Origin of the sequence: Shimia sp. (assembly GCF_965227725.1) — a bacterium.
Lineage (GTDB): Bacteria > Pseudomonadota > Alphaproteobacteria > Rhodobacterales > Rhodobacteraceae > Shimia.
The window spans coordinates 1,009,087-1,033,628 of sequence record NZ_CBDDGH010000005.1; the positions used below are offsets into that span (position 1 = coordinate 1,009,087).

Below are 24,542 nucleotides of genomic sequence, written 5' to 3' on the forward strand. Positions count from 1 at the left end.
GTATTTGAACCGACATACCCCGCAGAAAAGCCCCACGCAACGTCAATAGAGCGTTAACCCACGCCGCACTGCGCAGACGCGCACCTCACTTGTGCATGAGCGCCGGTTGCGCCACAGCCCCACAACCGCCACTCTAGAGCCAACGTATATAAGAGGTTTTTACATGTCGCGCTCCAACACCGCTGCCCGCTATGGCAGTGTCGCCAAGACATTTCACTGGCTCACCGCCCTCCTGATCGTCAGTGCGCTGGCGGTTGGCTACTTCGCCCATCAGGCCCCCTATGAGGACAGCGCGCAGCTCGCCTTTAAGGCCACGCTCTTCTCTTTGCATAAAACCATCGGCCTCACCGCGTTTTTGGTGGCGGTCCTGCGTATTCTCTGGGCCTTCACCCAGCCGCGCCCCAAATTGCTCAACGGCGATCACAGGCTTGAGGCGCTGGCCGCGGAGACCGCGCATTGGGTGCTCTATGGCGCAATGGTGCTTGTGCCTCTGACCGGCTGGATGCACCACGCAGCGACCACCGGCTTTGCCCCGATCTGGTGGCCCTTTGGGCAATCCCTGTTCTTTATCCCCAAAGATCCTGTGCTGGCCGAAACTCTGGGAGCCTTGCACTATGTCTTCATGCTCCTCTTGGTGCTGACCCTGCTGGCCCATATTGGCGGCGCATTGAAACACGCCATCGTGGACAAAGACAAAACGCTCCAGCGCATGCTGCCCGGCACCCCGGATCTGTCGGACACGCCCGCCCAACAGCCCGGCCACACCCTGCCTTTCCTTGGCGCCGCAACCGTCTGGGCCGCAGCGCTTTATGTTGGCGCGTTCTCTGGGATCTTTGCACCAGCCGAAGGGGCCGAACCCGCTGCGGAACTCGCCGAAGTGGCCTCCGAATGGCAGGTGCAATCCGGCACGCTCGGCATCGCTGTGCAGCAATTTGGCAGCGAAGTGATCGGTAGCTTCGCTGACTGGACCGCCGAGATCGCCTTTGACGAAACCGCGACCGAGGGCACGCACGGCAGTGTGACTGTGACCATTGCCATCGGCTCGCTCACCCTTGGGTCAGTCACCGATCAGGCCCTTGGCGCGGATTATCTGAATGCCTCAGAGCACCCCACCGCGATCTTCACCGCCGACTTGCTGGCTGCCGAAACAGGCTACATCGCCGAAGGAACATTGGCGCTCAGCGGACATGAGGTGCCAACCACCCTGCCCTTCACGCTCACACTGGATGGCGACTCCGCAGAAATGACCGGCGCGCTGGAGCTTGATCGCCGCAGCTTTCACGTAGGGGATACGATGACCGACGAAAGCTCGCTGGGCTTTGGCGTCGCCGTCACCGTCAACCTGACCGCAACGCGCGGGCAGTAAGTTTCTCGCACGTCACAACCACAAAGGCCGCCCAATCCGGGCGGCCTTTTTTTGCGTCTCAAAAGCAGCGTAGTTTCTCGCTCTGTAACGCAACGCACAAACCTTGCCCCCTCAGCACGTAAGAGCGCCACCTTGGCCGCAAGGTTCTCGAAACCTCAATCCTCTCGTGGGCGGCGCAGCCGACCAGCCTCAGTTCATCTCTACGGGCCCTCCCCACGGGAGGGGGCTTCACCCCCACCCAGGGTCAGGGGCTGGCCTATGTGATCAGCTTCAGGCACTGCAGAACCTTCCGACAATGCCCTAAAAGACACAAAAAAGGGCCGCCCTCTCAGGCAGCCCTCTCAAACTCTCGCGTAGGAAGCGTTTATTCCGCTTTCATCGCCTCAACAGAAATCTGCACTTCCACTTCGTCGCTCACAAACGGCGCGAAGTTGCCCACGTCATAGTCGGTGCGCTTCAGCGTGGTGGTCGCATTGAAACCCGCCCATGGCTTTTTCGCCATTGGGTGCTCACTGGCTGCATTCAGTTGCGCGTCCAGTACCACGGATTTGGTCACACCGTTCAGGGTCAGATCACCGGTGATCAGGGCGGTGTTGTCGCCGGTCACTTCGATGCCGGTCGAGGAGAAGCTCACCAGCTCATCATCCGCCGCATCAAAGAAATCACCGCTCATGAAGTGCGCGTCACGCTTTTCCCAACCGGTGAACATGGATTTCACAGGCATGGACACAGACACGGAGCTTGCAGACGGATCTTCCTTGTCAAACATGATCTCACCTTCAAAGCCGGAGAACATGCCCCAGGTCGTGGAATACCCCAGGTGGTTGTAAGAGAACAGGATCTGGCTGTGCGATGCGTCGAGCACGTATTTCTCAGGCGCGGCAACAGCGGAGGTTGCGGTGACGGCGGCCAATGCGAGGCCAGCGGCAAAAAGGGTGCGTTTCATGGGGTCTCTCCAAAATGGATCAATAACGATGTGATACTAGCAATGTGCCGAGACTTCTCCCAATCGCAATTCTACGTAAACCCACAACCACTGTGCTTTTGTGAACATTTCCGTGAAGACACCCCCGCATGACCGCACAAAACGCGCCATTCCCCAATAAAATAAGAGGCTTCCAGTGTGAGCGAATTTCAGCCTAGCCATATCACTTCAGGTTGTTTGAATTTGACGCATTTCATCGACTTACCTCGCGCTGCCGTTAAAACCCGCACAGGGAACGCGCACACGAAGTCAAGGCTCCCCTTATATAGCGCTTGCAAACGCCCTGCCCGCGTCCGGTTGAGGTGGCAGATCATCCTCCCTATATGAGGCAGCGCACAAGCCTGCCGTGGGGCCTGCGTCAATGTGGCGGATGTTGAGTGCCGCCGCCATGAGATAGCGCCTCTCAAGCAAAGAGCGTCCTGAAACAGATTGGAAATATGCAATGGAACTGGGTTGGGTAGATCTTTTCCCTTTGGTATTCTTTCCCTTTAAGATCATCGTGTTAGGCATTGGTATGTTCTACGCCATCAAGTGGCACCATGATCAGGAAAAGAAGAAGAAAAACGAAACCGCAAACCAAAAGCCCCCCTCCGCCTGATCGGGATCGGGGCCACACCTGCAAGCCTTCAAAGCCAGCACAAATTAAAAAGGCCGCCAGCCCATCGGGCTGCCGACCTCAAGTCACTCTCTTAACATTCTGGATTGGCGCGCGACCCGCTGCCCTTAAAGCGGCAACATGGTCTGGCTGCGCAGCTGCGCAATGGCGTCCAAACGGGCATGCGGCCCATCCAACGGAAGCCCCACAATTTCGCCCCCATCAGCGCCCAGCACCGTCAAGCGTGTGTCACTCACATCAACGCGCCCGATGTCTTCGTAGTTGATGGCCTGCGCCACATGTTTGCGACGACGCGGCAATCCCTCAAAAACCAGAAGCTGGCGGTTACGCTGATCAAAATGCAACTCCTGACGCGGTTTTTGCGTGGCAATCTGGGTCAGCCCGACTCCAGCGGTCACCAGCAGAATGGAAATGCCCATCTTTGACAGCAGGATCATCGGTGTCAGATCCAGCCCCGGCACCAGCCAAAGCCCGATACCCGCCCAAATGAAAGCAAAGCCGAACACGACAGCGCTTGTGCGTACGGAAAGCGAAGGCCGCTTGCCTTCCACCATAGCCACGCGAGAGCGTGCTTCATTTGCGATTTGTGTCATCGCCATCATTGTCCCGGTCTCCTATGCGCCTTTGCGGCGACAGTTTCTGCGGTTTGTCCCGCCTTTGCGCTAAACTTCCGGGTGAATTCAGGCGAGAATGGGGCGGATTAACGAAATCCCTGTGCTTTTGGTTAAATCATCGCTAAGCCCTCTCTGAGCCCCAAGAAAACTTGGTCCAAAGAGCCATTTCTCCCCTTGCGCCTTCGCCGAATTCGGCTATACAGCGCCATCCTTTCGCAAAAGCTTGAACCGCGCAGTCTCTCGTGGGTGGGGTGCGAAAGGCCAAGATGCCCCGCTCTTTGAAATGCGCCTGTAAAATGAATGGAGAGCACATGCCGCTTTATGAGCATGTTTTCATCTCGCGCCAGGACCTGTCCAACGCGCAAGCAGAAAGCCTCGTTGAACACTTCGGTACAGTTCTTTCTGACAACGGCGGGTCCGTTGTAGAGAGCGAGTACTGGGGCGTGAAAACCATGGCCTACAAAATCAACAAAAACCGCAAAGGCCACTACGCCTTCCTGAAATCCGACGCGCCTGCCGCAGCGGTTCAGGAAATGGAACGCCTGATGCGCCTGCATGACGACGTGATGCGCGTTCTGACCATCAAGGTTGATGAGCACGCTGAAGGTCCTTCGGTTCAGATGCAGAAACGTGACGAGCGTGGCGACCGCCGCGAGCGCCGCTCCTAATCACCTTAAGAGAGGACATTAAGTTATGGCTGCAAAACCATTTTTCCGCCGTCGCAAAGTCTGCCCTTTCTCGGGTGAGAACGCGCCGAAGATCGACTACAAAGACACCAAGCTGCTGCAGCGCTACATCTCTGAGCGCGGCAAAATCGTGCCTTCGCGCATCACAGCCGTGTCTGCCAAGAAACAGCGTGAGCTGGCCCGTGCAATCAAACGCGCGCGCTTCCTTGCACTGCTTCCATACGCCGTGAAGTAAGGAGACACTGACATGCAAGTTATCCTTCTGGAACGTGTGGCCAAGCTGGGCCAAATGGGCGAAGTTGTGGACGTGAAGCCGGGCTATGCTCGTAACTTCCTGCTGCCACAGGGCAAGGCGCTGACCGCGTCCAAAGCCAACATCGCATCTTTCGAAGCGCAGAAAGCTCAGCTGGAAGCGCGCAACCTGGAAACCAAGAAAGAAGCAGAAGCACTGGGCGAGAAGCTCGATGGCGAACAGTTCATCGTGATTCGTTCCGCGTCCGACGCTGGTGCGCTCTACGGCTCCGTCACCCCACGTGACGCAGCAGAAGCAGCCACCGAAGCAGGCTTCTCTCTGGACAAGAAACAGGTTGCTCTGGCCGCTCCGATCAAAGAGCTCGGTCTGCACGCGGTTCACGTGAACCTGCACCCTGAAGTTCAGATCACCATCAATCTGAACGTTGCCCGTTCTGAGGAAGAAGCGGAGCTGCAAGCTTCCGGTAAATCCATTCAGGAACTGGCTGCAGAAGCAGAAGCAGAAGCAGAATTCGAAATCGCCGAACTGTTCGACGATATCGGCGCAGCTGCCTCTGACGACGACGACATGGGTGCACCTGCCCCATCCGAAGAAGCGCCTGCCGAAGAGCAGTAAACGCTTTACCAGCGAAGAATTCGCGAAGCCGCGTCCGGGTGCACCTGGGCGCGGTTTTTCTTTTTCCGGCCAGTGCTTACGCAAACTCCTGCGCAAGAGTGCCTCTGTATCGACCAACCGCTTCCCTTTTCTGTGCGGACGGCCATACTGAGCAAAATGACTTTCAGGAGGCCGCATGCCCGCCCACTATTCACGCCGTATGGCGCTCGCCCTTCTGATCTCCCTGCCAGCGGCCTGCGCCAGCACAGAGCCAACCGCCGCCCCTGAATTTGACCCGCCGCTCTACCCCAATGAAACGCCAGAGCTGCGCGCGCTAATCAACCAATATGCCGATTTTTACGAGGTGCCGCGTGATCTTGTGCAGCGCGTGGTCATTCGCGAAAGCACCCACCGCCCCTGGGTCACCAACGGCAACAATATCGGCCTCATGCAAATCCAGCTGCCCACCGCCCGTGGTATGGGCTACACCGGGAACCGCGAGGGCTTGCTCGACGCAGAAACCAATCTGACCTACGCCGTCAAATACCTGCGCGGCGCTTACCTTGTGGCCGAGGGCAACTACGATCGCTCTGTGTTCCTTTATGCCAAGGGCTACTACCCGGAGGCCAAGCGCGCAGGATTGTTAAAAGAAACCGGCCTCGCCCCCTGATCCCCAATACATTTGTGCCTGCCTGAGACCGTCCTCTTTTCACGCTTTGGCAGATAAGAAACACCCCTGCACCAGATTGACGGGATTAGTGTATTCTTAACGAAGTCGCCTTGGCAGCGGTCTCAGCGAAGACTATTCTCCCCGCAATTGTTTTCAGTTTTTGAGGCCCCTTGTGAGCACCGAATCCGCAGGCACCCTGCACCCCCTCGCCCCCCACCATCTCCCCAGCTTCATATCCGATGCGACAGGGGCAGACCCGATGATGACCAATGTGGCCATCTTTGCCGTGGTCATGGTGTTCCTCCTCACCACCTTCTTTTTGCACCTGCATTCCCTGCCGGAACAGCTCGCGCATAAAGTAGGGGCCAATCAGCTTCAAATCGTTGGTGTGCTTGCCCTGATCGCACTGTTCACCCACAACAACATCTACTGGGTGGCCGCCCTGCTGCTGGCCCTGATCCAGATCCCGGACTATGAAACCCCGCTTGGGCGCATCGCCGATGCGCTGGACCGCCTCAAATCACCGGAGCCTCCGCAAGCTGTTGCCCAATCCGCAGCGGCAGAGGCCACTCCAGCCCCCACCCAAACGGCGTCCAAAGACGCCGCCAAAGACGGTGAGGTGTAAGCCATGCTGGAATTTATCTGTTGCTCCATGCTGACCATCTTCCCCGACTTTCTGTTCCGCCGCTATTGGCAGGGCAAACGTCTGGGGCAGGAAATCACCCTGTTCTCCATGTGGTACGAGCTGCGCTACGGCCTCAGCTCCTGCTTCATTCTGACGGTCAGCCTGATCACACTGATCTTCTACTACCACCCCTCCACCTCCAATGTGACCTCGTTTTTCCGCACCGTCACCATCCTGCCGGAAATCAGCGGCCGCGTGACCGAGGTGATGGTGGAAAACAACCAGACCGTGGAAGAAGGCGATGTGATCTTCAAACTGGATGACAGCCGCCAGCGCGCCGCCGTCGCCACCGCCCGCGCAGCTGTGATCGAAGTGGATGCAGCCGCCCTTCTGGCCCACGATGACACCCGCGTGGCACAGGCCAATTTTGACGCCGCCGAAGCCGCCTTTGAGCAAACCAAAGACGAGTTTGAGCGCAAAAACACCCTGTTTCAGGAAAACTCCCCTGCTGTGACCGTGCGTGAGGTCGAGCGTCTGGAGAACCTCATTCAGGAACGTCTTGCCGCCGTGGATGCCGCGCACTCCGCTCTTGAGTCCGCCAAGCACCGGCTGGAAATCCAGATCCCGGCCCAAAAGGACAGCGCCGAGGCCTCTCTCAACCAGGCCCAGGTGGAACTGTCGAAAATGACGATCTATGCCGGACAGGCCGGACGCATCGAACAGTTTGATCTTCGCCCCGGAGATTACATCAACCCGATCCTGCGTCCTGCGGGCATTCTTGTGCCCTCAGACACAGGACGCGGGCGGTTTCAGGCCGGCTTCAGCCAGCTGACCGCGCAGGTGCTCCACCCCGGCATGCTGGCAGAAATCTCCTGCGCCACCGCGCCGATGCGGGTGACCCCCATGGTCATCATCGGCGTGCAGGATGTGATCCCCTCCGGTCAGGTGCGCCCCTCCGACACCCTGCGCGATCCGCAAAACCTGCAGCGCCCGGGCACAGTGATCGCCTATATGGAACCGCTCTGGGAAGGCGGCATCGACCATCTGCCCCCTGGCAGCCAATGCGAGGTCAACGCCTACACCAGCAACCACGAGCGCCTGCAGGATCCCAACATCGGCACGGCAAAATTTGTGGCCCTGCATGTGATCGACACCGTCGGCTACGCCCACGCCCTGATCCTTCGCTTCCGCGCCATTCTCATGCCGTTCAGAACGCTGGTCTTCTCCGGCCACCACTGATCCTAGCGACAGAAACAGAAAAAGCCCCGGTCTCCCGCCGGGGCTTTTTTGTTGCAAGCTCTCGCTATCCAACTCTGGGAGCGCGCTTATTCTCCAAAATTCCCGCCAAGCGCCATCGGCGCCATGCGGATCAGCCTGCTGTCCTCCACAGCCGCCTGTCGATGCAGCACCGCCGCGCGGTACTCCGCGAACTTATGCATGGAGGTGAAGGCCTCCACACTTGGATATTCCGCAATAAAACACAGATTCCACATCTTCTCCGGCCCGATCAGCATCTGCTCCATGCTGCCCCGCCAGATGATCTTGCCGCCAAGCTGCTTGAACACCGGCGCACTCTCGCGCCCATAAGCGGCATAAGCCTCCGCACCGCTGGCCTCTCGCCCATCTTCATAGACCGCCTGATCACGCAGCTTGATCAGGTTCAGCATATGCACCGGCCCCTCCCGATCGTTGGCCTTGAAAGCCTCATATCCGGCTTTGTCAAATGTGGTGTAGTCCAATGTCTGCTCTCCTCAAAACACCCTCGCAGAGAACAACCCCAACAACAAAAGATCAAGCACCTCCCGCGCACCCCCGCCCCTGCATTCTCATTCCTGAAGTATCCCGGGGGTATGGGGGCTGGCCCCCATTAAAACCTGCGTATGGGGGCTGGCCGCCATTCCAAACTGTGTATCGGGGCCAGCCTCAAATACCCCACCAGCCAATAAAAAAGGCCGCCCCCATTGGAGCGGCCTCTCACTGTCCCGTTAACGGGGTATGGACTTATTCGTCGTCCAGTGCCTCTACGGCTTTTTGCAGGTCGTCTTTGGAGACCTCTTTTTCGCTCACTTCCGCCAGCTCAAAGACATAGTCGACAACTTTGTCTTCAAAGATCGGCGCGCGCAGCTGCTGCTGCATCTGTGCGTTCTGCTGAATGAACTCAAAGAACTGACGTTCCTGACCAGGGTACTGACGCGCCTGGTTCATGATCGCTTGGGTCATCTCGGCGTCGGTCACTTCGACCTCTGCTTTCTGGCCCAGTTCTGCGAGCAGCAGGCCGAGACGCACGCGGCGCTCTGCCAGGGTGTTGTGCTCATCGGTTGGCTCGATCTTGTCGTGATCGTGGCCTTCCACTTCTGGGTTTTCCTCGTGCCACAGCTGGTGTGCGATCTGGCCCGCTTCTGCTTCCACCAGGGATGGCGGCAGCTCGAAGGACACCAGCTTGTCCAGCTCGTCCAGCAGCGCGCGCTTGGTCACCGCACGTGCGGCACCGGCGTATTCTGCTTCCAGACGCTCGGTGATCTGAGCTTTCAGACCTGCAAGGTCTTCAGCGCCGAATTTGGTCGCCAGCTCGTCGTTGATCTCTGCAGCAACCGGCTCTTTCACCTCTTTGATGGTGCAGGAGAACACGGCTTCTTTGCCCGCGAGGTTTTCTGCGCCGTACTCTTCAGGGAAGGTCACGGTCACGTCTTTTTCTTCGCCCGCTTTCACGCCAACCAGCTGCTCTTCAAAGCCGGGGATGAACTGGCCGGAGCCGAGGGTCAGTGGGAATTCTTCGCCTGCGCCGCCGTCAAAGGCTTCGCCGTCGATGCGGCCCACAAAATCCATGACAACCTGATCGCCGTCCTGTGCCGCGTCGCCTTCGCCGCGTGCTTTGAAGTCCTGCGCGGTTTCTGCGAGGTTGCCCAGAGCTTCGTCCACGGCGGCGTCATCTGCTTTGACAACCAGCTTCTCCAGCTTGATGCCTTTCAGGTCCACTTCAGGGATCTCTGGCAGCGCTTCATAGGACATCTCGACTTCTACGTCAGAGCCTGGCTTCCAGTTTTCGCCGTCTTTCATTTCGACTTTCGGCTGCAGCGCCGGACGGTCGCCGGACTCTTCGAAATGCGCGTTCATCGCACCGTCGATGGTCTCTTGCATGGCTTCGCCCATCAGGCGCTCACCAAACTGCTTTTTCAGAAGCGGCATCGGCACCTTGCCTTTGCGGAAACCTTTCATTTCGATTTCCGGCTGTGCTTCTTTCAGCTTTTCATTGACCTTCGCGTCCAGCTCATCAGCTGTCACGGTGATCGAATAGCCGCGTTTCAGACCTTCGTTCAGAGTCTCGGTAACCTGCATCAGGAGTCCCCATAAGTAGCGGCGCGCGGCACATGAGAGTCCGCGCGCAGTCGAGAAAATTTGTGCTCTTCTAGTGGCCCCCGCGCCGCTGTGCAAGGCCAATTCCACGCAGAGAGCGGCTTTCAGTCAGCGACAGGGACCAAGCAGAGGCCAAGGGGCGGCCCTCTGCCGATCAGCGGGTGTCAGAAGTTCCAGCGTGCCGCCACCATGAAGATGTCGATATCCTGATAATCCAGCCCCGGCTCTTCATATTGATACTGACGATACGCCAGATAGAGCTCGGCATTATAGTTATCGAGCTCCTGTGTCGCCTGCAGCCCCCAGGCAAATCCATCATCGCCCGCAAGACGGGAGTCATTGGCCCAGAAGAAATCCGCCGACAGATGGGTCTTGCCCCAGGCAAACCATTCAAAATCACGTTTGCCGAGCTTGGTGTAAAAATAGTCGCTGTCCACCGCGCTGTTGTCGCTGTCGCGACGCCCGGCTGCGATCTTGCCATTCAATCCAGTGGGCGTGTGCAAAATGGCAAAGGACCCAAACACCGAATTGGCGTCGCCGCCCGCGTCAAAATCCGTCCACTCGCTGCCGATACGCGCACTATATTGCAAATCTCCGGCATCGCCGTTGTAGACCAAACCAAGGTCATAGACCGTGTCATCCACACCTTCGCTCAGGATGTTCTCCCCCACAGCTGCGCTGAGGATCAAACCGCCTCCGGCCAGCGGCGGCGTGTCATATCTCACACGCCCCAACCGGCCACCGTCAAAGTCATTGAACACCGATTTCACAGTGGGTTCTGTGCCATCAACCATCCCGTCGCTGAAATGAAACCCGCCGCCGACATCGGCAACCGCGCTGGTTGCAATCCCGTCGGTGCCCGAGAAACTCGCCCCGGTGATCCCGTCAGACGCCATGCTGCCCTGCCCCAGATAGACCTTACCAAAGCTGCCCTCATAGCTGAAATCCACTTTCCGGATATTGGTGCGCTCCCATTCCAGAAACTCCGGGTCATTGATCTGGCTCCAATCAGAACTGCCCGCGAGGCCCAATCCGGTTTCGAAATTGAATTTGAATGTGCCCTGCCCAATTGGCTGGGAATAGCGCACACCAAACCGGCTGACGGCATTTGAGTTATCTGCAAATTCGCTGGTGGTGGTGTCCCCGTCGTCCACCACAATAAACCCGTAGTTCAAATGCCCATAAAGCTCGGCATTGTTCTGCGCCAATACCGCCGTTGCTGTCCCTGAAAAGGCAATCGCCCCGCCGACCATGGTTTTGGTAATTTTGGATATACTGCCCAAGACCCTTTTACCCATCACGCTTCTCCAATCGATTGAGAGTTCAAAATGTGTCTTAAAGTCGTATTTGAGAGCCCCCACCCGAATTGCCGTTTCGCAAATTCGGGCCCACCAATTCAATTCGGGCTCAAAGCGCCAACCAATCCCAAAGGATGAGTTGAGCACTCCAATTGGACTATATCGTAAATTTTATTCAAATTCACGACATCAAGTTTCGATGTTACAAATTAAAAAAGCATCGTCCCGCAATTGGACGATCAATATAAGAAAAAGGCGGCCGGAAATTCCGACCGCCTTTCAAAGCTCATTTCTGAAAAACTTCAGAAATTAGAAGCTCCAGCGTGCACCAACCAGGAATGCATCAATGTCTTGGAAAGACGCGCCAGTCGCTTCGTACTGGTGCTGGTGGTAGCTCGCGAACACTTTCATGTTGGAGTTGTCGATGTCCTGAACCGCTTCGATACCGTATGCGGTGCTCTCGTCACCTGCGGATGCGAAGTCGTTGCCGCGGTATGCGTCTACGGACAGGTAGGTGCGGCCGATGGAGAACCAGTCGCGCTGCAGACCAACTTTCACGTAGAAGTAGTCCTGATCCAGACCAGTGTCATTGTCTGTTTCACCCGCAGCAATGCTTGCGCTCAGACCGGTTGGGGTGTGCAGCGCGCCAACGGAGCCAACGATCGCGTCTGCGTCGTTTGCAGTGTTGCCGGTTTGAGAGTAGGACAGGCCACCCGCAACTTCATAGTCGCCCAGGGTGTTGTTGTAGTAAACAGCCAGGTCGTAGAACTCGGAGTCGACGTTTGGCTCCAGGATTTCGGTACCTGCGGATGCAGACACAGTGAAACCGTTGAAGGTTGGTGCGTCGTAACGGATACGACCCAGACGGCCACCGTCCAGACTGTCAGACACGTCACCGATGCTCACGCCGGACAGTGCGCCTGCGCTGGTGCGGAACTGATAGCCACCTGCGCTATCGGCCACAGACACGCCGCCCGCGATGTCGGTGCCAGCGACGTCACCCGCGCTTGCGGTGCCGTCGGAGGAGGAAGAACCTTCACCGATGTAGAAAGTGCCGAAACGGTCGGTTTCGTAGATCGCTTCGAACTTACGGATGTCGTTGCGGTCCCAGTACAGGAAGTCTGGGGTGCCTGCTTGGCTCACTTCGTCGGTGCCGCGCAGACCCAGGGAGGCCTCAACGTTGAACTTCAGTGTGCCGCCAGCAACGCCACGCTCGTACCATGCGCCAACGCGGCTGGACGAGTTGGAGTTGTCGCTGAATTCGCTTTGGGAATCCACGCCATCATCTACGCTGGTGATCGCGCCACCCAGACGGCCGTAGAAGCTGAAGCCATCTTCTGCTTGTGCTGCGGAGGTCATCGCCACGCTGCCTGCAATCATCGCCGCCGGGGCGATCCATACGGATTGTTTCAATCCAACCATTGTTCTTCTCCATAGATCCCTTTGGGCATTCCCAAGGGCTTTTTGTGCGAGAGCCTGGCCAACGATCTCCCCATTGGGATCGCCAGCCGTCATGCTGTGCCTCAAAACCACGTGAAAACGCATCTGAACGCCATCCCGCGCCACAGTGCTTTCGGGCACGCAGCCCTGATGCGGTGGGGCGTTTACGCCCGGTCATCTGGCTTTGCAAATCCAGTATTCGATAAAATTTCAGCAATCAGGGACACTCAGGTCGTTAACGAGTGAAATTCTGTCGTTTTCTCGCATCGAAATTCGCATTTAGACCTTCCATTAACAGTTTAAATGCCAGACATTCTTACTTTATATATTTACTTTCAGATACTTACCTAAATTTCACCCAAGCTTACGCGTGCGTCAAAAACGACATAAGCGATTTTCCGCTTACCTAAAGTCAACTTAAGCCATAATTCGCCACCCAACGCGCAAGCACCCCGCCCCAAGATCACGTTTTCGCGATCAGCACGGCACTTCAGCCCCTCAAGGACTCACCTTTTCGCTGAACACAAATCCGGAATACTGGCGACGATTTCTCCTTTTGGAAGATTTATGAAATTCCAAAGCAACCTTGAGACACACCCACTCACCCCCAGAGATGTGCAATCGACCCTTTCGGCACCCAAACGAGCGCCCCTCCAGAACAAACCCCTAAATAAGCGTTAAAGCTCAACAGGTTTCCCGTAAATAAATCCGCAACACCCTGTGGAAAAACTGCACCGAATTCGCCTTAAATTGTGGAAAAACCCTAGATTATTGAAGGTCATGAGCTATACTCACCGCAATCCAACAAGGGCCAAAGCCCGATCAACTTAGAGCGGTAATACAAATATGAGTACACTGAGTTACGCCATCCGCGGGACGGATGGGGTTGTCGTTCGCGGGCAAACTGCGGAAGAGGCCAATAGCGTCATCTTTTTAGGTCAAGCCAAGGACGTTTCTCTCAATCTCGCCTCTGATGACATCGCAGGCTACATGCAGCAGGGTGAGGATTTGGTGATCCACCTGGCGTCAGGCGAGACCATTACACTTCAGAATTATTTCCAATCCGTCGCAGGCGAAGAGCGTGACCTCTTCATCTCCAAGAATGGCGCCTTCCAGCAGGTCGACCTCGGAGAGCCTGTGGTCGATCAGTATTTTGCGCAATACACCGAAATCTCCACGTCAGAGAAGTGGAGCGCCTATGATCAGCTGACCTTCCTCGATCTGGAACGCATCGAGCCGGTTGTTGCGCCGCTTGTGGCCCCTGTCGCAGGTTTCATTCCCGGCCTTCTCGGCGTTGGTGGTGCGGCCGTTGTGGCCTCGACCATTGACGGTGGCGGCGATGGCGGTGGCAACGGCGGCCCGATCATCCCAACCGTGGACGATCCGGATGTCTCGCGCATTGTCGGCGGCACCGAGGATGACAGCGTCACCATCACCGGCACCGGCGAGGCAGGCTCGACCGTGACCGTCACCATTGGCTCTGAAACCGTGACCACCACGGTCGGGGATGATGGCACCTATTCCGCAAGCTTTGATGCCGCCGCCCTGCCCGATGATGGCGTCTACGCCAGCACCGTTGCGGTGGTTGCACCTGATGCCACCACCTATGATCTGGATGGCCCCTCGGTCGACATCGACACGACACCACCAGACGTAGATGTTCAGGACGGCACCGTGTCCACCGGCGACATCGTCAACGAGGCCGAGCACCGCTCCGGCCATGTGATCTCCGGCACCGGCGAAGCGGGCGCAGCACTCACCGTCGAAATCGACGGCACCACGCACAGCACCACCGTGCTGGCCGATGGCACATGGTCGGTGACCTTTGCCTCAGGCGAGATCAACACTGGCGAATACAGCACCGCTGTCACCATCACCTCCACTGACGCGCGCGGCAATGTCACCACCGTGACCGACCAGCTGGAAGTGGACACCATCGCCCCGTCTGTGGCCCTCAACACCGTGGAAGGCGACAACATCATCAACGCCGCGGAAGCCACTGACGGTGTTGTACTTTCTGGCACCGGCGAAGCTGGCAGCGCACTTGCCATCACCTTTGGCGGCGTCACCCAGAATGTGACCGTCGGCGCGAACGGCACATGGTCATCTAACTTCGCGGCCAGCACGATCACAGCGGGCACCGGCAATGCCACGGTGACCCTCACCGCAACCGATGCCGCGGGCAACAGCACAACCACCACTTCGACCATCGCAGTGGACACGGAAATCTCCGCAGACCTGAACGACAATCAGGTTGGAGGGGATGACATAGCCAACGCCGCCGAAGTGGCTTCTGGCTTTGCCCTCACCGGCACCGCCGACGCAGGCGCATCTGTGACCGTCACATTGGAAGGCGTCACCCGCACTGTCACAGCAGACAACAGCGGCAACTGGACCGCCAACTTTGGCGCTGGCGAAATCCGCTCCGGCACCTACGACAGCACAGTGACCGTCTCCGCAACAGACGCGGCGGGCAACACCATCACCTCCACCGAAAGCTTGCGCGTGGACACGGAGATTGGTCTCGCCTTTGACAGCAGCCAGCTGGGCGGCGACAACACCGCCAATGCCGCCGAGGTCCAGAGCGGCATCTCACTCACCGGCACCGCAGATCCGGGCGCATCCGTCGCGGTCACCATGGAAGGTGTCACCCGCACTGTCACGGCCGCGGCAAACGGCACATGGACGGCCAGCTTCACCTCTGCGGAAATCCCGCAGGGCACCTACAACAGCCTGGTCACCGCCACCGCCACCGATGCCGCTGGCAACAGCACCACCTCTTCCACAACCGTGGCTGTCGACACTCAGATCTCTGCAGGTCTGGACAGCAATCAGGTCGGCGGCGACGACATCGCCAATGCCGCAGAGGTCGCCTCCGGCTTCGCTCTGACCGGCACGGCTGAGGCCGGCAGCACAGTGGTTGTCAAACTGGAGAACGCAACCCGCACCGTCACCGCCGACGGCAGCGGTAACTGGACAGCCAACTTCACCTCTTCCGATGTGCGCCAAGGGGAATATGACGCAGCGGTCACCGTCACCGCCACCGACGCCGCTGGCAACAGCGCTTCGTCCACCGGCACCCTGCGCATCGACACCTCCACCGCAATCAACGTGGACCTGTCCTCCGGCGTCTTCGCAAACCCGGTGAACGCAGCGCAAATGCGGGGCGGTGTTGTTCTGGAGGGCACCACCGAACCCAATGCAACTGTCACTGTTTCCGTGGACCGCCCCGGAGACAACCTCCCCCCTGTGACCCGGACCGTCACCTCTGATGCCTCCGGCAACTGGTCGGTGACCTACGCTTCCGGCACGTTGCCCGAAGGTACCTACACGGCAGACGTCAACCTCTCGGTAACCGATGTCGCTGGCAACACCGCCACGGCAAACGCAACATTCGCGATCGATACAGAAATCACCAGCCCTATCGTGGATTCTGTGACCTTTTCAGGCTCGGATGTGACCTCTCTGGTCCTCGATACAGAGGCCCAAAACTACGACATCCACGCGCTCAACACCGATGGCAGCAGCACAGATGTAGCGACCACCGAGATTGATCTGAGCCGCACTGAAACCCTGTTCCGCCTGAACTCGGCCGCGCCTGATGGCACCCATCTTGTGGCCGCTTCCACTGACAGTGCTGGCAACGAATCCGACACGCTCATCGTGCTTTCTGGCAACGCCACAAACACGGGCACATTGGATCATGCCGCCTTGGGAGGCTTCAACATCGAAGCGATCGAGCTGGACTACGCCGATCAGGCGCGGCTGACCCTGACGGAGCAACAGATCAAGGACCTGTCAGACACATCAGATACGTTGACCATCCATGGTGGCATCGACCGGGGTGGCAACACCACCGACCAGATCACCGTCAATGGCGCGGTCAAAACCAACCAGACAGAGACTATCGACGGTCAGCTCTATGACGTCTACACCGTTGGCAATGACGGCGTGACGCTTGTGGTGGACCAGGACATCAACGTCATCGTCTAACAGATCACGGGGGCGGCCTTCTGCCGCCCTTTCTCTCCCTCCGGCTCAAGGTTATACGCTCGCGACATGCCCTGCCGCACGCATCATAAGTCTCTGCCCCTGCTCCTTGGGGCCACGCTTCTGAGCGGCTGCATGTTCTCGGTCCCACACCTTGACTCAGCTGAGTCTTTCCTGAAGTCAAAGCCAGCCTCTGAGGCCGCTTCGGCCGCCACACCGGAGGTCAGCAAACGCAGCAGCTTTGCTCAGGATGAGGCCAAGGCCGAAAGCGAAATTCTCAACACACTGCTTGCGCGCCGCTCCGTTTTGCCTGCCGACAGCGCCTTGAGCGAAGTGTCTGATGTGGCCCTCGCCTCCTCCCGCCGCACTGCAGAGGCCGAGCTGCAAACCGCCCGCCTGCGCGCTGAGGCAGAAGACAAAAACTGGCTTCCGACGATTGGCCCGGAAATCTCGCTGACCTCTCTGGGCGATGTGATTGCCGGTCTGGTGCTGGAACAGGTGCTCTATGACCATGGCCGCAAAAAGGCCGAGCGCGCCTATGCCGCCGCCGATGTCGAAGTTGCCGCCGTCACCCTGTCTCAGGATCTCAATGAGCGCAGCTTCACCGCGCTGGCACTCTACATCAAAGGGCTGCGCGGTCAGGAACGGGCCAAAGTCGGCGCAGATGGCCTTAAGCAGCTCAAACATTTCGAACGTATCGTGCAGGGCCGCATCGACGGTGGTGTCTCCAACAAAGGCGACCTGCGCATGGTGCGCACCAAGATCCAGACCCTGGACACCCGCAACGACACCGCCCGCGAAGACGCCGCAACCGCAATCAGCGAATTGCAGGCCATGACCGGCACGCGCTTTGCGCTCACCCCCGCTGCCCCCTTGCCCAATCAGGCCTACCCGGCGGTGGAACCGCTTGAGGTGGTCAAAGCCCGCGCCGAAGCAGACCGCGCCGTCGCGCTGGCCACGGTTGAACGCGCGCGCCAGCTTCCGGGCCTGACCGCCGGTGCCAGCCTCACCAACGATGGCAACAGCGGCAGCCTGAATGTCGGCAATGACGTGGGCTTGGGTCTGGGCACCGGTGCGCGCCTCAAGGCCATCGAAGCCTCCAAAGACATCGCCGCCCGTCAGGTGGATGAAGCCCGCGAAGATGGCGACCGTCTCCGCAAGCGGCTGGAAAGCAATATTCAGAGCCTCTCCCGTCAGGAAGCCGAGGCGCAGAACCTCGCTCAGGAAGGCCGCAAGACCTACAAACTCTTTGAGGCGCAGTTCCGTGCCGGCCAGCGCTCGGTGCTGGAGGTTGTCGACGTCTACGAACAATCCGTGCTGCGCGATCTGGACCGCGTTGACGCCAAATATGACCGCCTTCTTGCGCAGCTTGAGCTGGCCCGCGATCTTGGGCTGCTGGCGGATGGAGACGCGATTTGACCGCGGATACCCCCAAAGGCAAGGCGCCAACGGTGCTCTCCATCGCCTCCATCAAACCGACGCAGCCCGCCAATCAGGCCGGTCAGGCCAACCAGACCCGCCCGCCCAAAGTCAGCACGATTTCTGCGGCCCAATCGGCCCCAGACGCTGAGGCAGAGGTGGCAAAACCCGGCGACGCGATCCATGATCTGGTGGAGGCCACCGCCAACCGCATCCAGCACCGCGCCACGCTGATCTCAACGCTGGCCGCGCTCAACGGCTCTGAGGTGCCCGTCACCGATGTGGCCGAGCACATGTGGACCTCCGCCCCCGGCGATGTCTCTGTGAAAGCGCTCGCCAATGCGCTGGCACAAGCCGGTGTCGAGCCCAAAGTCCAAAGCAAGCTTGCGCCCGGCCCCGCCGCCTGGCCCGCCATCGCCATGATGACCAACGGTCAGGCCGTGCTGGTTCTCTCCCAAGAAGACGAGACGCTCACCGTCTATGACGACAGCCAGCCCGACAACCGCGCCGAGGTGCCGGTTGCGGAGTTTACGCCGTTCTTCTCCGGCACCGCTCTACGCGCCAAAGTCTCCCTGCGCCAACTGGCGGAGCGGCACATCCCGCAGATCGCAGACGGCATGTCCGGCCATTGGTTCTGGGGCGAGTTCACCAAGTATCGCCGCCATATGGGCGAGATCATGCTGGGCTCTCTGGTGGCCAACCTGCTCGCCGTCGCGGTCGCCCTGTTCTCCCTGCAGGTCTATGACCGCGTGATTCCGCATCAAAGCCAGGCCACGCTCTGGGTGCTGGCCATTGGCGCGATCTTTGCGATTTGCCTTGAGGGTCTCCTGAAGCTTGCGCGCGCCAAGATGAGCGACGCCGCCGGCCGCCGCATGGAGCTCTCCATCCAGCACCGTCTGATGAAACGCCTGCTTGGCATGCGCTCAGACCGCCGCCCCCTGCCGCCCTCCGGCCTCTTTGCCGCTATGCGCGACTTTGGTGCGGTGCGCGATTTTTTCACCTCCACCACGATCTCCGTGCTGGCGGACATGCCCTTCATCGTGATCTTTCTCGCCCTCGTGGCCTCCATCGCGGGCAATCTCGTCTGGGTGCTGATGCTCGGCGGCGTCCTGATGGTGCTTCCGGCCTATGTCCTGCAAAAGCGCATGATCGCGCTGTCCCGCGAAACCCAAGGCGCCTCCGCCAAGGTCGGCCGCCTGCTGCAGGAGGTCATCACCGAGCTTGACACCGTGAAGACCCAACGCGGCGAAGACCGTGTGCTGCGTCTTTGGGACGAACTCAACGCGGTGTCCTCTTACTCCTCCGCCGAACAGCGCCGCCTCAGCTCCGCGCTGACCTACTGGTCTCAGGGCGTGCAGCAAACCACCTATATCGCCACCGTCGTGATCGGCACCTATCTGGTGTTTGCCGGTGAATTCACCGTCGGCACCATCATCGCCACCGGTATCCTGACCTCGCGCACCCTTGCGCCGCTCACCCAGTTTGCAGGCACGCTAGCGCGCTGGTCCAACGTGAAAGGCGCCCTGGAAAGCCTTGATGCCATTGCACTTTCTGAGCAGGAGAAAGACGGCGAACGCAAATATCTCCGCCGCAAAAAGCTCTCCGGCCAGTTTGAATTGCGCGAGCTGTCCTTCGCCTATGACGAAGACGGCGCGCCCACACTTGATGTCCCCGGTGTTGTCATCAAACCCGGCCAGCGTGTCACCATTCTGGGCGCCAACGGCTCCGGCAAATCCACGCTTCTGAAGCTCATGGCAGGCCTTTACGGCCCCACCAAAGGCCGCCTGCTGCTCGATGGCACCGACATGAGCCAGATCGACCAGCGCGACCTGCGCCGCAACATCGGCTACCTGTCTCAGGACGTGCGCCTATTTGCGGGCAGCCTGCGGGACAACCTCAACCTGACCCAGCTTGAGCGTGACGATGACCGACTGATGGAAGCTTTGGATTTCGCTGGCCTCGGCCCCTTCCTGCGCAACCACCCGCAAGGCCTCGACCTGCAAATCCGCGACGGCGGCGAGGGCCTCTCCATCGGTCAGCGCCAATCCATCGGCTGGGCCCGCCTCTGGCTGCAAAACCCGCAGATCGTGCTTCTGGATGAGCCCACCGCCGCGCTCGATCAGACGCTGGAGCGCACGCTTGTCAGCCGCCTGTCCACTTGGCTCAACGGCCGCACCGCCCTGATCGCCACGCACCGCACACCAATCCTGTCGCTCTCCACCCGCACGCTGATCCTGCAAAACGGCCGCCTCGTGGTGGATGGCCCCCGCGAGCAGGTGCTCGCCCATCTCGCCGCCGGAGACCGCACATGAGCGCCACCGGATATGACAATGACGCAGGCTATGACAGCGGGCTGGACGACCAGCTCCGCGCCTCCCGCCTCACCATCCGCCTGATCGCCATCGCCATGGGCCTGTTTGTGCTCTGGGCCGCCTTTGCTTGGGTCGATGAAATCGTGCGCGCGGACGGCGAAGTTGTCTCCTCCTCCCGCTCCCAATCGGTGCAAAACCTCGAAGGCGGCATCCTCGCAGATCTCGCCGTCAAACAGGGCGACCTTGTGGAGGCCGGTCAGGTGCTCGCCACCTTGTCAGACACCCGCTTCCGCTCCGCCTTTGACGATCTGCAGGACCAGATCGACGCATTGGAGCTGCGCCGCCTGCGTCTTGAGGCCGAAATCGAAGGCAAATTCGAATTTAACGTGCCCGAAGAGCTGGCCACCCGCGCCCCGCGCATCCTGTCATCCGAGCAGGCGCTTCTGGCCGCCCGCCAGACCGACATCGACAGCCGCCGAGAAGGGGCCTTCACCCAGCTTGAACAGGCGCAGGAAGAGCTCTCCAACATGGAGAACCTCTACAAGAAAGAGTTCGTCGCGCTGCTGGAGGTCAACAAGGCCCGCGAGAAAGCCTCAGAGGCAGAGATCCGCTATATGGACATCCTCACGCAGGCCGAGCTGGTGCTGGCGGAGGAATATTCCGAAACCCTGAAAGAGATCACCTCCCTGCGGCAGGAAATGCGCCTCGCGCAGGATCAGCTCTCCCGCACCGTGATCACCGCCCCCATGCGCGGCATCGTGAACAATCTCGCCGTCACCACCATCGGCGGCGTTGTCCGCCCGGGTGAGGAGATTTTTGAGATCATCCCGCTTGGCGAAGAGCTCTTTGTCGAGGCCCGTGTGCGCCCGGAAAACATCGCCAATGTCGAGCCGGGTCAAGACGCTTCCATCAAGCTCACCGCCTATGATTACACCATCTACGGCACGCTTAAGGGCAAGGTCGATTTCATTTCTGCGGACACCTTTGAAGACGAGCGCGACCCCTCCGCCCCGCCGTTTTACCGCGTGACCGTCAACGTGAACGCCGACGCCCTGACCGAGCGCCAGAAAGCCATAGAAATCCGCCCCGGCATGCGCGCCACCGTAGAGCTGCACACCGGCTCCAAAACCATCCTGCGCTACCTGCTGAAACCGCTTTACAAGAGCAAAGAGGCGTTTCGCGAACCTTAGCGGGAGGGGTGGGGTTGGTTTTGTAGGCTAGGAGTGTCTCGAGTGTCGAAGGAAGTGATTTTTGCGGACTAAACTCAGTTTCGCAATAATGACGTCTTGGTCGAATTTGCGACATGGATAGCGACAATAACGCCGGGTTTCCGTGGTTGAGGACGCTGTTAAGTTTTCGTTCTAACCTGTTCACATACCTAAAGAAGTAAAAAATGTTTTTAGACGGGAGCGACTAGCCTATCATTTAGGCGTACAGATACAAACTCGAGCAAGTCCATGGAAGAACGAGAATACCAACTTCGCGTACGAGAGCTCGAGCTCGACGAACGACGTGTCGAAATTGAAAGTTCAAAAGCCGAACACCTCACCGATAGCCCCTCACTTACTTGGAGTAGTCCGCTGGTTGTGGCGATCTTTGCTGGTGTCTTTACCTTGTTGGGAAATGCGGTCGTGTCAATTGTGCAATCACAAAATGCTCTTCGACTTGAGACAACCAAAGCTGAACTAAACCGAGAACTTGAGTTAGTAAGGACAGAGCAAGCGCGCATACTAGAAATGATCAAAACTAACGGCGACGCAGCGCAAGCAGAAAAGAACCTTAAATTCTTGCTGAAAACTGGCCTGATCAGTGATAAGGATACGGCAGACAGGCTTTCGGTTTATTTTGATCAAACGGAATCTTCTGACTTCCCAACTGTTTCTGTGGGTGGAAATTCACCACACCTGAGAGGTAATGAAATCCCATTTGGATACACGCAGCCAAGCACTCTTCCAACAGGCATTTCAAGCGAAGATCCTAGCTCGGGAGAATTGCTATCAAGTAGTGTGGAGTGCAAAGAGCAGTCATCATCCGTTCCCAAGCAATGGCTATGCATTGCCCTAAAGGAGCAGGGAGTGAATGAATGGCCCGGGGATAGAACCAACCCAAGGATTCTCGGGTATATAAATTACCTTAAAGAAAAAATCCCGGATAGTCAGGCTTCTTCAACAATCGATACTCTAGGTGACAATTCATTTTGGGGGCCGGTATTTGCTGCTTGGGTTTTGTCGCAGTCAGGACACGCTGACCTTGTGCCAAAAAATTATCTTGGATCCAGGAATTGGCTTAACGTCGGTATCTCAACGACGGAACCCAAGAGAGGTGACATACTAGTCTTTTGGCGAGGCTCCCCGAATTCGTATCAGGGCAATTTGGGATTCTACCTCGAAGGTGATGAATCGTCATATAAAGTTGTTATGGGAAATAACATTTCCGGTTACGTGGGCGTTTTCCGCATGCCCAAAGCGCGATTGCTTGACGCGAGAACATACCCTGGCGCGAACTAAGCGAAGAAATTTTGCTAGGCTCCGCCACCGGTCTTAGATGGCACAGCATTTTCCGGGAATAGACTAGAGCCAGTCGTAGGACTCCTTGGTGCAGTGCCCACATGGCCGGTAATTGAACCAAGCGCTGAATTCAAAGTCGGTCGTTTTCGTCATAGTAAACTCAACAGCCCAATTTGCCCAAAAATACAACACTACACCACTTGACGAAAATCGGGTTGGTTTTGATAAGACTTTTCCAGCCTGCTATGCCCCGCCATTCGATCATCGGGTAGCATCCGGTGCATCGTGCTCCTTGCCGACATCGGCGTAACGCTGCGCCCCATCAGCCTGACCAGCGTCGACACGCCCTCAAACCAAACGGCCGCTCTATAAACTAATCGCGCGTCAATTGATATTCAGTCCCCTAACCAAGCCCTTTCCCCACCTCCCCCCACCAAACTCTTGCCTCAGTTGCCGAGATCGCCAAATCTACAACCATGGCAACCGAAACCGAGTTCTCCTTCGCGACACTTCCCCCTCCGGCGCGGCGGCACATCCGGGTGTTTCAGATCCACCAGTTTCTCGATCGTTTTGCGATGGGGCTCACGGTCGCCGTTGTCGCTTTGGCGCTGACCGACCGCGGCATGGATCTCTTTCAGATTTCGCTGCTCTTCGGGGTCTACTCGCTCACAACCATGGCGATGGAACTCCCCTTTGGCGGCTTGGCCGACACCATCGGGCGCAAGCCGGTATTTCTGGCCGCCGTCCTTGCCAGCGTGACCTCCCTCGCTCTCTTTCTCTCCACCAGCGATTTCTACGTGCTCGCGCTTTCCTTTGCCTTTATCGGCTTCGGGCGCGCCTTGCGGTCCGGCACGCTTGACGCTTGGTTTGTCGAAACCTTCAAGACCGCCGCACCCAATGTCGATGTGCAACCCGCGCTGGCCAAGGCGCAATGGGCCAACGCCATGGGCCTGGCCATGGGCGCCGTTCTGGGCGGCCTGTTGCCGGATCTCTTTGGCGCAACGGCCGCGCGCGTGGGGCTCAGCGCCTTTGATGTCTCTTATCTGATAAGCTTGGCCGTGATGCTGGGTGTGTTCGTCTACACCCTAACCTTCATCGTCGAAGCGCCACGCCCGCTGAACCCTAAAGCGCTGAAACAGGGCTTCACAACGGTCCCACTGGTGATCAAAGACGCGGGCCTTCTCGCTCTGAAACACCCCGCGCTGTCGCTCCTTCTAGCCGCTCTGGCGTTTTTCCTCATGGCGACCAACCCGGTCGAAGTGCTCTGGCCTACCCATGCCAAGCCCATGCTGCAGGAAACCTACGCCAACTCCATCATCGGCATTGTGACCGCCACTTATTTCTTCTCCATCGCCTTTGGCGCATCGCTCTCTCCGCACATCAACCGGATCTTCAAGCGACAGCACGCAAAGACACTTGCTGCGGCGTTTACCTGTTTGGCAGGCCTTCAGATCGCATTGGCTCTGCAAGGCGGCATCATCGGCTTTGTGGCGGTGTTCATCCTTTATTCCGTGATCCTCGGCGTGTCTGAGACCCCCGCCAGCAGCATTCTGCACAGCTGCGTACAGGACACCCAACGCTCCACAATGCTGTCCCTGAAATCCCTGATGCAGCAACTCGGCGGGGCTCTGGGCCTGATCCTCGCAGGCGCGGTGGCAGAGGCATATGCCACACCCGTCGCGTGGATAGGCGGCGCGGTCTTTCTGCTCATCGCGACTGCATTGGTCGCCGTGTTGGGCAAACGCCTCTCCGCGAGCCAAAACGACTAGCTGCCCCAACGGCTCACCAACGCCCAAAAACCACTCACAAAACA

Annotated in this window: 20 protein-coding genes; 14 read left to right on the forward strand and 6 right to left on the reverse strand. The window is 58.4% G+C overall.

The features are described 5' to 3' along the window. Window positions 1-163 precede the first annotated feature (163 nt). Entirely contained in the window at window positions 164-1,366 is a 1,203-nt protein-coding gene (locus tag ACO07T_RS15250) for a cytochrome b/b6 domain-containing protein (RefSeq protein ID WP_422050101.1), read from the forward strand. A gap of 364 nt (window positions 1,367-1,730) precedes the next feature. Here the strand turns inward: ACO07T_RS15250 and ACO07T_RS15255 are convergent, their stop codons facing one another. Beyond that, the gene (locus ACO07T_RS15255) at window positions 1,731-2,312 is read right to left on the reverse strand and encodes a YceI family protein (RefSeq protein ID WP_209079025.1); all 582 of its coding nucleotides are present in this window, start codon (window positions 2,310-2,312) and stop codon (window positions 1,731-1,733) included. A 481-nt stretch (window positions 2,313-2,793) separates the two neighbouring features. Here ACO07T_RS15255 and ACO07T_RS15260 point away from each other — a divergent pair, with 481 nt between their 5' ends. Continuing rightward, entirely contained in the window at window positions 2,794-2,949 is a 156-nt protein-coding gene (locus tag ACO07T_RS15260) for a hypothetical protein (RefSeq protein WP_209062201.1), read from the forward strand. Window positions 2,950-3,074: 125 nt separating this feature from the next. On the opposite strand, the gene ACO07T_RS15265 is transcribed toward ACO07T_RS15260, so the two are convergent. Then, window positions 3,075-3,569, reverse strand: coding sequence for a hypothetical protein (locus ACO07T_RS15265; RefSeq protein WP_422050102.1), 495 nt, complete (start codon window positions 3,567-3,569; stop codon window positions 3,075-3,077). Between the two features lie 323 nt (window positions 3,570-3,892). Here ACO07T_RS15265 and rpsF point away from each other — a divergent pair, with 323 nt between their 5' ends. From rpsF to ACO07T_RS15295, 6 genes are all read left to right on the forward strand, one after another. Next, complete coding sequence (gene rpsF, locus ACO07T_RS15270) at window positions 3,893-4,249, forward strand: 30S ribosomal protein S6 (protein WP_058240946.1); 357 nt, start codon at window positions 3,893-3,895, stop codon at window positions 4,247-4,249. Between the two features lie 25 nt (window positions 4,250-4,274). Continuing rightward, window positions 4,275-4,502, forward strand: coding sequence for a 30S ribosomal protein S18 (rpsR, locus tag ACO07T_RS15275; RefSeq protein ID WP_009805008.1), 228 nt, complete (start codon window positions 4,275-4,277; stop codon window positions 4,500-4,502). A gap of 12 nt (window positions 4,503-4,514) precedes the next feature. Beyond that, window positions 4,515-5,135, forward strand: a complete 621-nt coding sequence (rplI, locus tag ACO07T_RS15280) for a 50S ribosomal protein L9 (protein ID WP_209062195.1) — start codon at window positions 4,515-4,517, stop codon at window positions 5,133-5,135. A 175-nt stretch (window positions 5,136-5,310) separates the two neighbouring features. Then, window positions 5,311-5,784, forward strand: a complete 474-nt coding sequence (locus ACO07T_RS15285) for a transglycosylase SLT domain-containing protein (RefSeq protein WP_422050103.1) — start codon at window positions 5,311-5,313, stop codon at window positions 5,782-5,784. A gap of 172 nt (window positions 5,785-5,956) precedes the next feature. Further along, window positions 5,957-6,409 carry a hypothetical protein gene (locus ACO07T_RS15290; protein ID WP_422050104.1) on the forward strand — a complete coding sequence of 151 codons (453 nt, stop codon included), beginning with the start codon at window positions 5,957-5,959 and terminating at the stop codon, window positions 6,407-6,409. 3 nt (window positions 6,410-6,412) lie between these two features. After that, on the forward strand, window positions 6,413-7,648 hold the full coding sequence (locus ACO07T_RS15295; RefSeq protein ID WP_422050105.1) for an HlyD family secretion protein: 1,236 nt from the start codon (window positions 6,413-6,415) through the stop codon (window positions 7,646-7,648). An 86-nt stretch (window positions 7,649-7,734) separates the two neighbouring features. Here the strand turns inward: ACO07T_RS15295 and ACO07T_RS15300 are convergent, their stop codons facing one another. The 4 genes from ACO07T_RS15300 to ACO07T_RS15315 all read right to left on the reverse strand — a co-directional run bounded on the left by ACO07T_RS15300 (window position 7,735) and on the right by ACO07T_RS15315 (window position 12,483). Next, a complete protein-coding gene (locus ACO07T_RS15300; protein ID WP_422050106.1) occupies window positions 7,735-8,148 on the reverse strand; it encodes a DUF1330 domain-containing protein in 414 nt (137 codons plus the stop codon). A 262-nt stretch (window positions 8,149-8,410) separates the two neighbouring features. After that, on the reverse strand, window positions 8,411-9,745 hold the full coding sequence (gene tig, locus ACO07T_RS15305; protein ID WP_422050107.1) for a trigger factor: 1,335 nt from the start codon (window positions 9,743-9,745) through the stop codon (window positions 8,411-8,413). A gap of 182 nt (window positions 9,746-9,927) precedes the next feature. Then, window positions 9,928-11,061: a porin gene (locus tag ACO07T_RS15310; RefSeq protein ID WP_422050108.1), complete on the reverse strand. Its 1,134-nt coding sequence runs from the start codon at window positions 11,059-11,061 to the stop codon at window positions 9,928-9,930. Between the two features lie 309 nt (window positions 11,062-11,370). Continuing rightward, entirely contained in the window at window positions 11,371-12,483 is a 1,113-nt protein-coding gene (locus tag ACO07T_RS15315) for a porin (RefSeq protein WP_422050109.1), read from the reverse strand. An 864-nt stretch (window positions 12,484-13,347) separates the two neighbouring features. Here ACO07T_RS15315 and ACO07T_RS15320 point away from each other — a divergent pair. From ACO07T_RS15320 to ACO07T_RS15345, 6 genes are all read left to right on the forward strand, one after another. Then, complete coding sequence (locus tag ACO07T_RS15320; RefSeq protein WP_422050110.1) at window positions 13,348-16,494, forward strand: Ig-like domain-containing protein; 3,147 nt, start codon at window positions 13,348-13,350, stop codon at window positions 16,492-16,494. Between the two features lie 132 nt (window positions 16,495-16,626). Then, window positions 16,627-17,910 (forward strand): TolC family protein, encoded by a 1,284-nt coding sequence (locus tag ACO07T_RS15325; RefSeq protein WP_422050111.1) that lies wholly within the window; start codon window positions 16,627-16,629, stop codon window positions 17,908-17,910. Next, entirely contained in the window at window positions 17,907-20,222 is a 2,316-nt protein-coding gene (locus tag ACO07T_RS15330) for a type I secretion system permease/ATPase (protein WP_422050112.1), read from the forward strand. The genes ACO07T_RS15325 and ACO07T_RS15330 overlap by 4 nt, the downstream gene beginning before the upstream one ends. Then, a complete protein-coding gene (locus ACO07T_RS15335) occupies window positions 20,219-21,412 on the forward strand; it encodes an HlyD family type I secretion periplasmic adaptor subunit (protein ID WP_209079036.1) in 1,194 nt (397 codons plus the stop codon). The genes ACO07T_RS15330 and ACO07T_RS15335 overlap by 4 nt, the downstream gene beginning before the upstream one ends. 267 nt (window positions 21,413-21,679) lie before the next feature. Beyond that, window positions 21,680-22,729: a hypothetical protein gene (locus tag ACO07T_RS15340; protein WP_422050113.1), complete on the forward strand. Its 1,050-nt coding sequence runs from the start codon at window positions 21,680-21,682 to the stop codon at window positions 22,727-22,729. Between the two features lie 476 nt (window positions 22,730-23,205). After that, window positions 23,206-24,498 (forward strand): MFS transporter, encoded by a 1,293-nt coding sequence (locus ACO07T_RS15345; protein WP_422050114.1) that lies wholly within the window; start codon window positions 23,206-23,208, stop codon window positions 24,496-24,498. Window positions 24,499-24,542: the final 44 nt, after the last annotated feature.